Consider the following 15124-nt stretch of genomic DNA (forward strand, 5'->3'; position numbering starts at 1 on the left):
GAAAGCATAAGTGGATTTTTTGTACTTAGGCACGTAGACTAGCAAAGAGTTCTCGCACCTCGTCAACGGTTTCAGCACGTGAGACAGCGCCACGGATCTTGGCAGCACCAGAAGTGCCACGCAGATAATGCGGAGCTAGCCCACGAAACTCTCTGACAGCGATGACTTCGCCTTTTAGCTGACTCAGGCGGGTCAAGTGGTCCTCTGCGATGTCTAACATCTTGTCAAATGGAAGATCTGGCAACTCCTCACCAGTCTCAAAGTAGTGGTTAATCTGGGTGAAGATATAAGGGTTGCTACGTGCGCCACGTCCAATCATGACCGCATCAGCGCCCACCGTCTCAATCATAAACTTCGCGTCTTGGACAGTGCGGATGTCGCCATTTGCGATAAAAGGCACTTTTGTGATGGCTTTTGCGACCTTGGCTAGGGTCTCGTGGTCGCAGGTCCCTGTGTACATCTGCTCACGAGTGCGTCCGTGCATGGCAAGGGCAGAGACACCAGCAGACTCAGCAGCTAGCGCATTATCAACGGCTAGAGAGCTGTCAGACCAGCCGGTACGCATCTTGACCGTGAGGGGAATATCAAGGACAGACTTCACAGTGCTTACGACTTGATAAATTTTTTCAGGGTCTTTTAGCCACATAGCACCGGCTTCGTTTTTGACGATTTTATTGACAGGGCAGCCCATATTGATGTCGACAAGGTCAGCCTTGGTGTTTTTTTGGATGAACTCAGCAGCTCGTGCTAGGCTATCAGCGTCATTGCCGAAAAGCTGGATAGAGACAGGGTGTTCGCCCTCGTCGATGTGGAGCATGTGCAGGGTCTTTTCGTTATTGTACTGAATCCCTTTATCTGAGACCATTTCCATGACGACAAGCCCAGCGCCAAATTCCTTAGCGATGGTGCGAAAAGCGGAGTTAGTCACACCAGCCATAGGCGCTAAGACCGTGCGGTGAGGGATTTCTACCGACCCGATATGAAAGGAATTATTCAGCTTTGTCATTGATTATCTCCTCGAGGTCTTTTTCTGAAAAGTGATAGTGTTCATTGCAGAACTGGCAGGTAATCTCTGCGCCGTGATCCTCGTCTTTCATAGCGATAAGCTCGTCTTTTGCAAGCGAGAGCAAAGCGAGTTTGAAGCGCTCTTTGGAGCAGTCGCAGTGAAAGCGTACGCTCTCCTCAGACAAACGCTTGTAGTCGTCTTCGCCGTAGATAGCGTCAAGCAGGGCGTCTACGTGATTGTCAGACGCTAGCAGGCTAGAGATAGCAGGCATCTTTTGGATACGCTCTTCATAGCGCTTGATGTCTGCCTCAGACGCTCCAGGCAGTGCTTGGAGCATAAAGCCTCCAGCAACCTTGACCTTGTCCTCCTCGTCAAGCAAAACGTTGAGCCCGACAGCAGAAGGGGTTTGCTCGCTTTCAGTCAGATAGTAAGCAAAGTCTTCGCCGATTTCGCCAGAGATGAGGGGCGTGGTTGAGGTGTAGGGTTTTCCTGTGCCGTAGTCGGTAATGACCACAAAATGCCCCTGCCCCATGAAAGGTCCCACCAAAACTTCACCGGTCGCTGTCTTTTTGATGTCAACACCAGGGTTTTGAATGTAGCCCTTGACATTGCCGTGCGTGTCAGCGACTGAGATGATATGCCCAAAAGAGCTGTTGCCGATAATCTTGAGCGTCACCTTGCTCTCACCCTTTTGATTGGCAGCGAGGATGAGGTTAGCAATGAGCGTTCGCCCCAAAGCGACAGTGGAGCTTGAGAGTGTCTGATGTTTTTCTTGTGCCGTTTTGACGGTCTCGGTGCAATCCAGCACATAAGCCCTGAAAGCACCATTTGTTGCGATTGATTTAATGATTTTATCCATAACTGTTATTATACCACAAAGTCTTGATTTTGCATGGGATAGGGATTAGAGATTGGTCGTAAGAAAGTTGGGTAAAGGATGGATAAAAGCGCTTTCTTTTGCTATACTAAAAGTAGAAAAGTGAGAGAAAGTGGGTGAGTCTATGCTTAACATCCAGCACTTGACGATACGGACGAGACATCCGATTTTGACGGATTTTTCCTATGATTTCAAGGAGGGAAATCTCTACGGCATTGTAGCGACAAATGGTTCTGGCAAGACGACCTTTTTCCGCTCTATCATGGGTTTACTCCCCATCCTATCGGGAAAGGTTGAGCTAGAGAGTGGCTCAGCTTTTTATTATGAGACTAGTGACTGGCTAGATAGCGACCTCTCTGGGCTTGACTATCTCCGCTTTGTCCAAAAGGAATGGCGCTCGCAGGTCGCACTTACAGATGTCATTGCGACTTGGAAGATGGAGGACTACATCCGTCTGCCTATCCGTAAGTACTCCCTTGGGATGAAGCAGCGCCTCTTGATTGCCATGTATATAGTCAGTGATAATCAGTGTCTCCTCATGGATGAGATGACCAATGGTTTGGATGAGGAGAGCCGTCAGATATTCTTTTCGATTTTAAAAGGATTCAAAGAGGCGGGCAAGATCGTCATCCTCTCCTCTCACTACAAGGAGGACATAGAAGCTTACTGTGATTATCTTTTGACCTTGGGGGATGAAAAGATGGAGGTGAGTGCTCTATGACTTATCTATGCTTTCAACTCAAGCGTCTCTTAAAAAGTCGCTTGACCTATGTGCCCTTGCTCCTCATTGTCGCAGCTAGTCTTGTCACACTTTTTCTAAATGCCAAAGCCAATCAAAACAACAATCTTGGCGTGCAGATTAGCGAGAGCCTCCAGCAAACGCAAAAAGCAGTAGCGGACGAAAAGGAACGCTTAAAGACCTTATCAAAAGATAGCGCCGAGTATCCTTATGTGCAAAAAAATATCAGCGGGGGAGAGGCGACCATTAAAAGCGATAGGGCTTTTCTAGCCGCCTATCAAAAGGGCGATTGGAAGACGGTTTATCAAAAACAGATCGCTTACTTAGAGAAGGTCAGACAAACCGCTAAGGACAAGACGATTGATGCCACGATGAAAAGTGTGCTTAACCGTGATCTGCTCATGTATCAAGCGCTTGCTAAAGAAAACTTTGCCTACGAAGACCCTTATTTTCCAACCCAAGCCCTTCCCTTTGTCCTGTCTTTGACCGACTATCTCTTTCCAGCGCTTCTGCCTATAGCTCTTATCTTTATCCTGTCCAATCTCTACACCAGTGCTTTTGCCTCAAAGACCATTGATAAGACACGACTCTTGCCAGAGAGTGCTTGGTGCTTGGCGCTAAAGGACATAGCAGTTGGTTTTGTAGTTAGTCTTGCCCTCCTCATCCTGTCTGTCCTGCCAGTTTTTCTGGTGGCTGCCATCTTTTTTGGTGTGGGGGAGTGGGATTATCCCATATTGCATTATCATCTGTCTGATAAGACACTCTATTTTTCAGCCATAAAGGACAGTGTGCTGCCCAGCCTTTTACTGCAAGTGCTGTCGCTACTTGTGATGAGCGTTGCCATTTACATCATCGCCCAACTGGTTAAAAATAAAGTCGCCACTCTTTTTGTCGCTCTCGTTGTTCTTTTAGGAGCGGTAGTTTTGCCCTTGGTTGTCGTGCCACTAGCGCCTTATGTGCAATGGCTACCAACAGGCTACATCAAGAGCTTTGAAGTGGCAACAGGGCTTTTACAACATCAGCTGGACAACTGGCAGATGAGTGCCACACAAGGTTACGTCATCCTCATCGCTTGGCTGGTTGGGCTTACTTTACTTAGTCTGCTATGGAAGGCATTTTCAGCTAGGAAAATACAGCTTAGCATAGCTTAAAAGGAAACTGCAAAGCAAGTTTCCTTTTTTCTATCTTTACTCATCCTTTGATTCGACTTGTTCTTGGATGTCTTTGCTGTCGTTGAGGAGGGCTTGGACGATTTTTTCGTCTCGGAGTTTGACGGAGTCGTTGATGGTTTCGGCGGACTTGATGATGGCAGTCTCAAGCTCAGCCCGTTTTTTACGCCCATCGTCAATGGCTTTGATGATGCCTTGGTTTTGTGCGACAAGGCTTTCAGCCAGCGCTGTGACAGACTTGGTTGACAGCGTCGGGCTTTGCGCTGTTTTCTCCAGCATAGGAATGGCTTCCTTGCTGGTTTCAGCCAGCATTTCAAGCGCAGCATTGTTGGCATGGACAATAGCGTCCGCTGTCACGCCAGACTTGACTGACTGCTGCATCATACCCAGCTGTGCGATAGAGAGCTTCATGGTTGGGATGGTGTTGCGTCTGAGCATGCCTAGCTTTTGGCGCATGTCCGAGGAGACCTTGACCAGATTGCGCATCTGAGGTGTTGTCGCCCAAGCCACATAGAGGCGGCTCATGTACTCGGTGTGTTGCTGTTCCATGGTGTTGATGACCTCGGTGAGGTGGGCAAGCTCATTACTTTTGATTTGATAATCAGGTGTTGCACTGTCAAGACTCTCTAAATTTTCTTGCAAATCTTTGGCACGCTTGGCAGATTCTTTTTGTGTCGCTTCTAAAAAGGCGATGACCCCAACCAAGTTTTCAATCGACTTGGTATTGTCCTCAATCAAGAGCTCCGCTGAGACGATGTTGCGAGCGAGTGAATCCTCTTGCTTGACCACACTGGCTGCCATAGAGTCCATTTTTTGCTCAATGCTCTGAGCGTCAAAGTAAAACTCCTGTAGGCTATTTTTGCTCTGCCTAAAGAGCTTTTGGAGAAAATTGGGTTTCTTGTCCAGCTCAGCAGGAGTAGCTTCCTTGTACTTGGCGATAAAACCGTTGAGCTCACGGTTAGCGTTTAAAAGCAGCTCATCAACCTGCGGGATTTGCAGTTTCTTTTGCTCAGAAAGGATATGATTGACGGTGTTGTTGACCGCCTCAACGGCAGACTGCCCAAAGTCAAGGAGGGCATTTTGGTCTGCTAGAAAGCTATCGACAAGGGCTGGCGCTTTTTGGGTGATAGCGTTTTGTTGTTCAGGTGTGAGTTTGTCAAAAAAGCTGATTTGTCCAGTCTCACTGGTGTCAGTGCTTGTGATGATGTCAGTGGTTTTATCGGTTGTTGTGATTGCATTTTCAGCGATTTTATCAATATCAAAATTAAAGGTGTCTGCCATAATCTCTCTCCTTTAGTCCTTCTCCAGTTTGTCCTTCATCAAGCGTAGGCTGATGTCAAAGTCTTTCATGTCGCTTTCATTGAGCTGACGTAGGGTCTCGTCCAGATCCTCATCAAACTGCACGAGCGCAAGCCTTGCCGTCTCTAGGCGCTCGTCTGCTTTGTAGTAGTCTTTTGGCGATTGCTTGATTTTGAGATAGCCAGTTAGCACATCCTCAAAGCGATTCATGCTGGCTTGGTGCAGGGCGAGCAGTTCTTCTTTATTGTCCGCCTTTTTGATTTTCTCTAAAATGGTCTCGTGGTCACGCATGATGTTGTCATAGGTCGTCTTAAGCTCTGGAGCGTAAGTGGCAACACTCTCCTCGATAGTCAGCTCATGCTTATCCTCTTCCTTAGTGACAAGGCTAGTTAGGCGCTCTTTGACCTCATCGTAGGACGCTCTAGCATGCGCTTTGACCCGCTGGTAGGTTGTCGCATTGATGTGCTCTTTTAGCTGGTCAAGCTCAGACTCGATATGCTGGATACTAGGTAATATCTTGTCAGCAAGCTGTCGATAAGCGTCAAAGTCCTCGTTCTCCCAGAGTGTGTCCAGTTTTTTTAACTGATAATCCGCTTGGCGAATGTCCTCTTGCAGTCTTTCGATAGCTGCTGTAGAGCTGGTCAGCTGTTCTTGCCTTTTCTTTTGACGCATGTAGCGAATGAGACGGTAAGACCCATAGCCAATACCTACAACTACAGCTAGGGGCAAAAGCACATGCACCAGCACGTAAACTGCAATGAGAACAACAATAATGGTCATGAGTGCCTCGCTAGAGCTTTTTGATTTGGAACGTCTCGCCATAAAACTACCTACTTCTTTGTCAATATACCTTTATTGTAGCTTAAAATAAGCGAATAGACAATTGTTTATTGTGGTCTTATTTCAGGAAAGAGCCCTTCAAGGATTTTGAGCGTGATGACTTGCCCAGGTCCTTCTTGGCAGTAGGTGTGCATGTACATGGATGGGTTAAAGTTAAGCTCAATGCAGGTACAGTGTGGATTTTCTTCTGTCGTATCAGGGATAATCAAGTCCACACCACATACCCAAGCGCCAAGTGTACTTGCCATTTGGCTGGCTAATTGTTTGTAACTGTCATCCATGCTCTCGGTCACATCAATTGAGTCGCCACCTGTTGAGATATTGGAGTTGCGACGCAGCTCCACCTTGACACCTGCTTCTAGGACACTGTCGGGACTGTAGCCTTGCTGTGTCAGCATTAGTCGCTCAATCTCTCCAAGTTCAATGATTTCAAGAGGTGACCTGTGGTCACGTCCTCGCAAAGGATTTTGATTTTTAAGGTCAATGAGCTCTCTAATAGTATGCTTACCATCACCAACGACATTGGCAGCGACCCGAAGGAGCACAGCGAGACACTTTCCATCTAGGATGAAAAAGCGGTATTCGGTGCCAGCCACATAGTCCTCAACCAGCACACTACTATCCTCAGAAAATGCAATGTCAAGCGCTTTTTGGTAAGCCTCAAGACTAGCCCCCTCTTTAAAGATAGAAATCCCCAGTCCAAAGTTAGTGGACTTTGGTTTGACCACGATAGCTTTTTTCTTGATGTGGTGATAGTAGGCTTTGGCGCTTGCTTTATCGGAAAATTCTCTGCCAGCAGGCGTTGGAAAGCCGTGTTCTTGCAGGAGTTTTTTGGTGACGACTTTATTTGCCATGGCCAGTGGCACCACGTAGTTGTCCTTTGATGTCATGTTGCCGTTTTTGACCAGCTCGACATGCCCCTTGTAGCTCAGGCGCAAAAACTGGTCTTCCTCATCTAAAATCTCAATCTGCACTCCCTTTTGGATGGCGTCAAACATGAGCATTTGTGTGGAGAGCTCCATGTTTTCAAAGCCTTTTAAGGCGTAAAAGGCATTCCAAGCGTAGTCGTGGTGGGCTTGTCCCTCTTTTTGCCCAAAGGTTTCAAGCGACTGGCTTGTTATATGCGCTAGCAGCTGTCCAGATAAGGTCAAGCTTGGGTCTGCGACTTGCTCTTTTATCGCCTCAAGCAAGTCCTTATAGTGGTCAGGCAGATGGAAGTGCTGGATGACACTTTCCATAGCGTCTAGGATGTCGGATGTAGGCGCTGCACTTGGTAGCACTTCTAGTGGATGACTAAGAGCAATGGTATTGTTGAGCGCATTTGCTTGTGCGATAGCAGTATCGACATTGTCCACATCATCCAACCAAAGGAGCGCTAGGAAAAAGAGGTGCACGCTGTCCATAGTTTCCTGTGTGATACCAAGAGGAGTGAATGGATTGAGGTCAAAACAGCGCAGCTCCAGATAGCTGATAGGCTGCTCGAGATAGCCACGACAAGCCTTTTGCCCACGCAAGCGCACCGCAGAGTAATGCTCTTTTTCAGCGATGAGCTGCTTATTAGCCACTGCCGTCTCTAGACTAGTGATGTAGTCGTCAAGCGATGCATAGGAGATGACAATATCCTCGTGGTTGACATAGCCAAGCTGACTGGAGCGAATGGAGCGCACGGGATGAGCCAAGTCTTCTCTCAAAAAGCCTTTTTCAGCAATAGGGCTCGCTCCGTAGAGATAGGTTAGTAGCCAACGGTAGCGTAGGAAATTTTGTGCGATTTTGAGATAAAGGTCATTTTGAAACTTGGCTTTATCCTCATAGTCACTTGCTTCAAAGAGCGCCTGAATAACAGTAGCGCTCAATGCCATATTGACATGAATGCCTGACATGGTCTGTAAGGTCTTGCCATAAGCGCTAGCCAGATAGTCACGATAATCACGCTCAAAGCTATCTTCCAGCTGAGCAATGGCAATCTCGTCTTCGGCGACTTTAGGCGGCATGGACAGAGGCCACAAGTACTCATCGGTTAATGTTCGCTCAGCGACATCTGTGATAGCGCCTAACCATCTAAGCGCTTCTTTTGGTGAGCGTGTGACAGGTGTGATGAGCTCAAGCTGTGACTCGCTAAAGTCCGTCTGGATATAAGGGTGAAAGCTGCGTGCGCCAAGCGCCTTTGGATGAGGACTGGTAGCGAGTTTACTTGCGTCTTTTTGGACACGCAAGGACTCACGCTCAATGCCAAAAGTTCCTTCTAAAAGCGGGAGATTAGGGTCTAGTTTTTGCAGTAGCTGTTTGATGGTCATTTTAAGGTCTCCTTCATTGTCATTATTTTCAAAAAATACTGTCTTTAGCTATAGTTTACCCTATCGTTCGGAAAAAGGCAGAGTTTTACTACGATTTCTTGAAAAAAAGTAGGAATTTTCTTATAATAGAGTGTAAGATAAACTTGCAGGTGAGATTCCTGCCGTGGTTTTCTAAGAAAGGATTGAGCGCAAAGCTCAGTGTTTACGATATGACTTCAGTAGTAGTGGTAGGTACCCAGTGGGGGGACGAGGGAAAAGGTAAGATTACAGACTTTCTGTCTGCAGACGCCGAGGTAATCGCACGTTATCAAGGTGGGGACAATGCAGGGCACACCATTGTCATCGATGGTAAAAAGTTCAAACTGCACTTGATTCCATCAGGGATTTTCTTTCCTGAAAAGATTTCTGTTATTGGAAATGGTATGGTGGTCAATCCCAAATCATTGGTAAAAGAGTTGCATTATCTGCATGACGAGGGTGTAACGACAGATAACTTGCGTATCTCAGACCGTGCGCATGTCATCTTGCCTTATCACATTCACCTCGATCGTCTGCAAGAAGAAGCCAAAGGCGACAATAAAATCGGCACAACGATCAAAGGGATTGGTCCAGCTTACATGGACAAGGCAGCTCGTGTTGGTATCCGCATTGCAGATTTGCTTGACCGTGAGATTTTTGCAGAACGCCTCAAGCGCAACCTAGCGGATAAAAACCGCCTCTTTGAGAAAATGTACGAAGCAGACCCAATTCTCTTTGACGACATTTTCGAGGAATACTATGCCTACGGACAAGAAATCAAGAAATACGTCACAGATACTTCTGTCATTCTAAACGACGCGCTTGACAGTGGCAAGCGTGTGCTGTTTGAGGGTGCTCAAGGTGTCATGCTTGATATCGACCAGGGGACATACCCATTTGTAACGTCATCAAACCCAGTTGCGGGTGGTGTGACCATTGGTAGTGGTGTTGGACCAAGCAAGATTAACAAGGTTGTTGGGGTCTGCAAGGCTTACACTAGCCGTGTCGGAGACGGTCCTTTCCCTACTGAGCTTTTTGATGAGGTGGGAGACCGCATTCGTGAGGTTGGTCATGAGTACGGTACAACAACAGGGCGTCCACGCCGTGTCGGATGGTTTGACTCTGTTGTGATGCGCCATAGCCGTCGTGTTTCAGGTATCACCAACCTCTGCCTTAACTCTATTGATGTCCTCTCTGGACTCGATACGGTCAAGATTTGTGTGGCATATGACCTTGATGGTGAGCGTATTGATTACTATCCAGCGAGCCTTGAAGCGCTCAAGCGTTGCAAGCCAATCTACGAAGAGCTCCCAGGTTGGTCTGAAGATATTACAGGCTGCCGTAGCTTAGATGAGCTTCCTGAAAATGCCCGCAATTATGTGCGCCGTGTCAGTGAGCTTGTCGGTGTGCGTATCTCGACTTTCTCTGTCGGACCAGACCGTGACCAGACAAACATCTTAGAAAGTGTTTGGAGCAATATCTAATAACTAAAAAGAAGTGAGAGTGTTCTTGCTTCTTTTGTTGTCGTATGATAAAAGGAGAAACCTTATGTTATTTACAATGGAAAAGGAGCGCCTAGGAGCCTTTATGGACGCTGTCTTAGCCATAATTATGACCATTTTAGTGCTGGATTTAAAAGAGCCAAAAACCTTTGATTTACAAGGGCTTTGGGAATTGCGAGAGAGCTTTTTTGCTTACACTTTGTCCTTTTTCTGGCTGGGGACGATGTGGATTAATCTCCATCGTGAGTACAGTGCTGTTGAGAAAATCAGCCAAAAAACCGTCTGGGCAGCTCTTCTTGTCCTCTTTTTCTCCTCGCTCTTTCCCTATGCGACACGCCTGATTTCGCTGGCTTTTTACAGCTCTAGCATGCAGGTGGTCTACGGTGTGATATCGCTGCTTATCTCCATAAGTGTTCTCTATTATACCTACACACTTGAGGAGGCAAATCCTAATCTAGACGCTGTCCATCGCTATAAAATGAAGCGCCTATCTTGGATGAAGTGGGACATGCCGATAAAACTTATCGGGCTCATCCTGTCTGCTACGCTCTTTCCGCCAGCCATGTCTCTTGCTCTACTGTTTAATCTCTGTATCCTTGTCATTCCCAATCAGCTCAAAAACTAATTTTTTTCTCATTATTTAAATCAAAATAATACAAAAAAAGAACGCTTTAGGTTATAATAAACCAAAAGGGTGAATGTTATGTATCAAGTGATTAAAATGTACGGCGATTGGGAGCCGTGGTGGTTTTTAGACGGTTGGACAGATGATATTGTAGCGCAAAAGCGATTTGCCACTTTTGAGTCAGCAGCTAGCTACTATGAAAAAGAGTGGCAAAAGGGCTGCAGGCACTATAGTTGCTACGATAGCCATCAAGACTTTTTAGCCGCTTTTTGGAATCAAGAAGACGAGCGCTGGTGTGAGGAGTGTAACGAATACCTCCAGCAATACCACTCGCTCCTCCTCCTAAAAGACGGCAAGCCCCTGCCAAGACAATGGCACAGAAAAAGTCTCATCAAAAAAAATAGCCAAACACCTCCCAAAAGCTGTCAAATGAAAGAACTCTAAACTCAGTTGTGTAAAACAACTGAGTTTTTTTCAACTTTTTTACGATTTTCTTCAACTTTTGTGATTTCTTACGAATAGAATAAGTGAGCAAGGCATAGCACCACAGCTAACACCCTTCGTTATATTTCATTACTATTCAAAATCTATCCTTTATCAATGTCGTTGGCTGTGGTGTTATGTCTTGCTCAATAGGAAATTGCTCTTTTAGAAAGGGGTAATCATGGTACAAGAGTTAGCCAAAGACCTCATCAAAACAGCTGTTGCTGCCAATGCACAGGATATTTACATTATTCCAAAATCTAGGCAATACGATGTTTTTATGAGAATTGGTGATGAAAGGCGGTTTATAGATGTTTTTGGGAATGATCGGATGGCTAGTCTTATTGGTCACTTTAAATTTGTTGCAGGAATGAATGTTGGTGAAAAGAGACGTAGCCAACTGGGTTCGTGTGATTATACTTTTGATGACGATGAGATGGTCTCTCTTCGCTTGTCTAGTGTCGGTGACTACCGTGGGCTTGAGAGTCTGGTCATTCGCTTGCTCTACTCGGGTCGCCATGAGCTTTGCTATTGGTTTGACGGACTAGAGCGGCTAAAACCAGCCGTCGCTGGTCGAGGGCTTTATCTCTTTTCAGGACCTGTCGGCAGTGGCAAGACCACGCTTATGCACCAGCTGGTTGCTGACCAGTTTAGCGATAAGCAGGTCATCACCATCGAAGACCCTGTCGAAATCAAGCAAGACAACATGCTTCAGCTCCAGCTCAATGAAAGTATCGGCATGACCTACGACAGTCTCATCAAGCTCTCACTCAGGCACCGCCCTGATATCCTCATCATCGGTGAGATTCGAGACAGCCAAACGGCACGAGCAGTTATCCGTGCCAGTCTGACAGGCGCTATGGTTTTCTCTACTATCCACGCCAAGAGTATCACAGGTGTTTACGCTCGCTTGCTAGAGCTTGGTGTTAGTCTTGAGGAGCTAGATAATAGCCTTCGCATGATTGCTTATCAACGCTTGATTGGGGGAGGAGGTGTGATTGATTTTGCCACAGAAAATTTCCAAGAGCATAGCGCAGACCAGTGGAACGCCCAGATGGATCAGCTGGCTAAAGACGGACATATCACTAGTCAAGAAGCTACCATCGAAAAGATTGTCCGCTAGACAGCAGGCAAAACTCATCCAACTGTTTAACAATCTTTTTGTCAGTGGCTTTACACTCGGCGAGATGGTGACATTTTTAAAACGCAGTCAATTGCTGAATGACAGCTACACCAGCCAGATGGAAGCCTCGCTCTTAGAGGGAGACAGCATGGCAAAGATGATGGCAGCTGTTGGCTTTTCAGATACCATCGTCACCCAGATGTCGCTTGCTGATATTCATGGCAACACTCAAAAGAGTCTGACCAAAATCGAGAGTTATCTGCGCAGCATGGCGACACTCAAGAAAAAACTGGTTGAAGTAGCGACCTATCCGATTATCCTCCTTAGTTTTTTAGTGTTAATCATGATAGGGCTCAAAAACTACCTCATCCCTCAGCTGGACGGTGGCAATCTAGCGACACGTCTCGTAGCTTCCTTTCCTCTTCTCTTTTTCGCCTTTCTTTTTGGCGGTCTCGCCATTTTAGCTGCGTGCTATCTTTGGCTGCGGCAGATGTCTCGTATGATGGCAGCTACGCTCTTAAGTAAACTTCCCTTTATCGGAAATTATGTCAAGCTCTATCTGACGGCTTACTACGCTCGTGAGTGGGGCAATCTCATCGGTCAAGGGGTGGATTTATCTCAGATTGTCCGTCTTATGCAGGAGCAAAAGTCACAACTTTTTAACGAGATTGGCAGTGACTTAGAAGAAAAGTTCCTGTCTGGTCAGACCTTTTGTGAGACGGTGCTAGCTTATCCCTTTTTTCTAAGAGAGCTAGGGCTTATCATCGAGTACGGCGAGGTCAAGGCAAAGCTAGGTGCTGAGCTAGACATCTATGCCGATGAGACTTGGGAGACATTCTTTTTACGTTTGCAAAAGGCAACCCAGCTCATCCAACCCTTAATTTTTATCTTTGTAGCACTCGTTATCGTTATGATTTACGCTGCAATGTTACTACCAATGTATCAAAATATGGAGTTTAATGTATGAAAAAATATCTCAATTTTCTCACCAAAACCAAGGCTAAAGCCTTCACACTTATTGAAATGAACGATAGTAAAATTTGTTATACTTTCCACTGAATGAAAATCTTGTGAGCTTTTACGATTACTTTATGAACCAAGCTACGGACGAGCACTTTTTGTTCTTCGTAATCCATCTCTAAAATGTTTTCACAGCTTAAAAGTTTTATTATGTCCTTTTTTCGTTCCTCTTGTTTTAAAGTTGGGTCATTTTCGAGTTCGGATTGTATTTGTTTTCTTGTGGCTTTAATGTCAGTGGATTTTGCTTTTAGTTCATCAAGTGTAATCATATCATTGATGTATAAATTATTGAATTTTTCTAGTTTAGTGGATAGTGTTTTCAATTGTCTTTTCAAGTTTTCACGGTCTAGTTTTTTTGTGTTGGTGTTGGAAAATAGGTCGTCAATAGCGTCATTATTATTTTGAAATTTGCTAATTTCTTTGAGCACATATTGTTCTAATTCTTGTTTATCGTATGCCCCTGAGTCACATTTTTTATTGTCATTGTAGACTGTGACGCCCAGCGTTGTCCGTGGATGTCTCTGAACGCATTCATATCTGATATATCGTGTACCATCTTTTCTAGGTACTCCCATAATAATTCTAAGCGGTGCGCCACAGTAGCCACATTTCAATAAGCCAGACAACAAATATTTAGCCTGAAATGGTCTAGGATTATTCAATTCAGCAGCTTTTCGTTGTCTGATTTTCAGTTCCTCTTGTGTTTTGTTATAAGTTTCCTCTGAAATAATCGGCGCGTGATTGCCTAAGAAAACTTGTCCTTTGTATTGATTGTAACCACAATAAACTGGATTATCTAGCATGTTTCTGACAGTTCGATAACTCCATGGTGTTTTCTTAGGGTATTTTTGGTTCATATCGTCCCTTAACTTAGTAATCGACCTACCAGCTAAATATGTTTCAAAGGCATATTTAACAGCTTGAGCTTCCAGCTCATTTATGGTCATTTCACCAGTGCCTGCGTGGTAGTTGTAACCATAAGCCACTTTTGACCACATCATAGACTTACCAGCCTTGGCACGTCCTAGTTTTCCAAGTTGCATCCGTTCTTTGATTTGTTCTCTTTCAAGTTGGGCAAAGACTGATAACAGTCCGATCATGGCTTTACCAAAGGGTGTCGAAGTATCAAAGTTTTCTTGCAAACTCAAAAACGCAATATCGTTTTTAATGAATATGTCCTCAATCAAGTACAAAGTATCTTTTTGACTTCGGCTTAGACGATCCAGCTTGTAGACTAGGACTGTATCAAATGACTTGCGTTTGGCGTCTTTAATGAGCTGTTCCAGCGCTGGTCGTTCGGTATTTGAACCTGAAAAGCCACCGTCAACGTAAACATCATAGACTGTCCAGTCCTTGATTTTGCAATAGCTAGTAAGTTTGTCCTTTTGTTCCTCAATCGAGTAGCCTTCTTCGGCTTGGTTAGTCGTTGAAACACGAACGTAAATTGCAACTTTATTTGTAGTAATCATTGTTTTGTACCTCTTTTTTTGGTAAAATGGGTACAAGAAAAAGGGCTTTTGAATGCCTGATTTTCTTATACTTTTGCTTTGCCCTGCGCTCTCCTTGACCAAAATTTGAGCGTGGGGCTTTTTTTGTCTAGTTAGCTAAAATTTTTGCTTTTTGCGCTTCAAATTCGTCTTGTGATAAAACGCCAGCGTCTAAAAGACCTTTTAGTTTTAAAAGTTCATCAGCTACAGTTCCCTCAGCTTGGGCGCTATATCCATGTAACTGTTTTTTGTACTTTTCAGCGTTTTCTTTGATAGCATTTGCCATAATATCAGTTGTTTGTTTTGCAACATTGCCTACCTTGACGGAAGTAGTGCCATTCATTACAGAAATTTCCCCTAAAAGAAGTCCTTTAGAATAAGAAACACCATTTACCATATCAAGAGGAATTTCAGTGGTTCGTACGCCGTAGAAAAATCCTTTATCGATAAAGAGCAATCGTTTTTGAGTGAGCACAACTAAAACAGTATTTCCGTTAACTAATCCAGATGTTGCATATTGAATGACTTCATCATCGTAAAGAATTTCAGGAAGAGATTTAATTTCTTTTTTAGTACCAAAAGTATCATAAACACCAGCGTCTTTTAATTGCTTTAATACTGTTTCAATATTCATCTTTTTTT

General features: G+C 45.0%; 14 protein-coding genes. 7 read left to right on the forward strand and 7 right to left on the reverse strand.

From position 1 onward, the window contains the following. Positions 1 to 25: 25 nt before the first annotated feature. Both dusB and hslO read right to left on the reverse strand, forming a co-directional pair. Positions 26 to 1006 carry a tRNA dihydrouridine synthase DusB gene (gene dusB / locus G5B60_RS00735; protein WP_164682131.1) on the reverse strand — a complete coding sequence of 327 codons (981 nt, stop codon included), beginning with the start codon at positions 1004 to 1006 and terminating at the stop codon, positions 26 to 28. Beyond that, complete coding sequence (hslO, locus tag G5B60_RS00740) at positions 990 to 1865, reverse strand: Hsp33 family molecular chaperone HslO (protein ID WP_164682132.1); 876 nt, start codon at positions 1863 to 1865, stop codon at positions 990 to 992. Before hslO ends, dusB begins: the two co-directional genes overlap by 17 nt. A 142-nt stretch (positions 1866 to 2007) precedes the next feature. Between hslO and G5B60_RS00745 the strand changes: the two genes are divergently transcribed. After that, complete coding sequence (locus G5B60_RS00745; protein WP_164682133.1) at positions 2008 to 2604, forward strand: ABC transporter ATP-binding protein; 597 nt, start codon at positions 2008 to 2010, stop codon at positions 2602 to 2604. Continuing rightward, positions 2601 to 3773, forward strand: a complete 1173-nt coding sequence (locus tag G5B60_RS00750; protein WP_164682134.1) for a hypothetical protein — start codon at positions 2601 to 2603, stop codon at positions 3771 to 3773. The genes G5B60_RS00745 and G5B60_RS00750 overlap by 4 nt, the downstream gene beginning before the upstream one ends. Before the next feature lie 36 nt (positions 3774 to 3809). On the opposite strand, the gene G5B60_RS00755 is transcribed toward G5B60_RS00750, so the two are convergent. The 3 genes from G5B60_RS00755 to gshAB form a co-directional block, all read right to left on the reverse strand. Then, entirely contained in the window at positions 3810 to 5072 is a 1263-nt protein-coding gene (locus G5B60_RS00755; protein ID WP_164682135.1) for a toxic anion resistance protein, read from the reverse strand. Between the two features lie 12 nt (positions 5073 to 5084). Beyond that, positions 5085 to 5912, reverse strand: a complete 828-nt coding sequence (locus G5B60_RS00760; protein WP_164682136.1) for a hypothetical protein — start codon at positions 5910 to 5912, stop codon at positions 5085 to 5087. Positions 5913 to 5977: 65 nt separating this feature from the next. Further along, positions 5978 to 8224, reverse strand: coding sequence for a bifunctional glutamate--cysteine ligase GshA/glutathione synthetase GshB (gshAB, locus tag G5B60_RS00765; protein ID WP_164682137.1), 2247 nt, complete (start codon positions 8222 to 8224; stop codon positions 5978 to 5980). Between the two features lie 209 nt (positions 8225 to 8433). Here gshAB and G5B60_RS00770 point away from each other — a divergent pair, with 209 nt between their 5' ends. From G5B60_RS00770 to comGB, 5 genes are all read left to right on the forward strand, one after another. Further along, entirely contained in the window at positions 8434 to 9726 is a 1293-nt protein-coding gene (locus G5B60_RS00770; RefSeq protein ID WP_115268045.1) for an adenylosuccinate synthase, read from the forward strand. 76 nt (positions 9727 to 9802) lie between these two features. Then, positions 9803 to 10369 carry a TMEM175 family protein gene (locus tag G5B60_RS00775; RefSeq protein ID WP_164684059.1) on the forward strand — a complete coding sequence of 189 codons (567 nt, stop codon included), beginning with the start codon at positions 9803 to 9805 and terminating at the stop codon, positions 10367 to 10369. 78 nt (positions 10370 to 10447) lie between these two features. Beyond that, positions 10448 to 10813, forward strand: coding sequence for a DUF1033 family protein (locus G5B60_RS00780; protein ID WP_164682138.1), 366 nt, complete (start codon positions 10448 to 10450; stop codon positions 10811 to 10813). A 220-nt stretch (positions 10814 to 11033) separates the two neighbouring features. Next, the gene (gene comGA / locus G5B60_RS00785; RefSeq protein WP_164682139.1) at positions 11034 to 11975 is read left to right on the forward strand and encodes a competence type IV pilus ATPase ComGA; all 942 of its coding nucleotides are present in this window, start codon (positions 11034 to 11036) and stop codon (positions 11973 to 11975) included. After that, positions 11857 to 12942: a competence type IV pilus assembly protein ComGB gene (gene comGB / locus G5B60_RS00790; protein WP_277423775.1), complete on the forward strand. Its 1086-nt coding sequence runs from the start codon at positions 11857 to 11859 to the stop codon at positions 12940 to 12942. The genes comGA and comGB overlap by 119 nt, the downstream gene beginning before the upstream one ends. 76 nt (positions 12943 to 13018) lie before the next feature. Here comGB and G5B60_RS00795 read toward each other — a convergent pair whose 3' ends face one another. Then, positions 13019 to 14464 carry a recombinase family protein gene (locus G5B60_RS00795; RefSeq protein ID WP_164682141.1) on the reverse strand — a complete coding sequence of 482 codons (1446 nt, stop codon included), beginning with the start codon at positions 14462 to 14464 and terminating at the stop codon, positions 13019 to 13021. 127 nt (positions 14465 to 14591) lie between these two features. Next, positions 14592 to 15116, reverse strand: a complete 525-nt coding sequence (locus tag G5B60_RS00800; protein ID WP_164682142.1) for a PH domain-containing protein — start codon at positions 15114 to 15116, stop codon at positions 14592 to 14594. Positions 15117 to 15124 lie beyond the last annotated feature (8 nt).

Source organism: Streptococcus hyointestinalis, from assembly GCF_011039275.1.
Lineage (GTDB): Bacteria > Bacillota > Bacilli > Lactobacillales > Streptococcaceae > Streptococcus > Streptococcus hyointestinalis_A.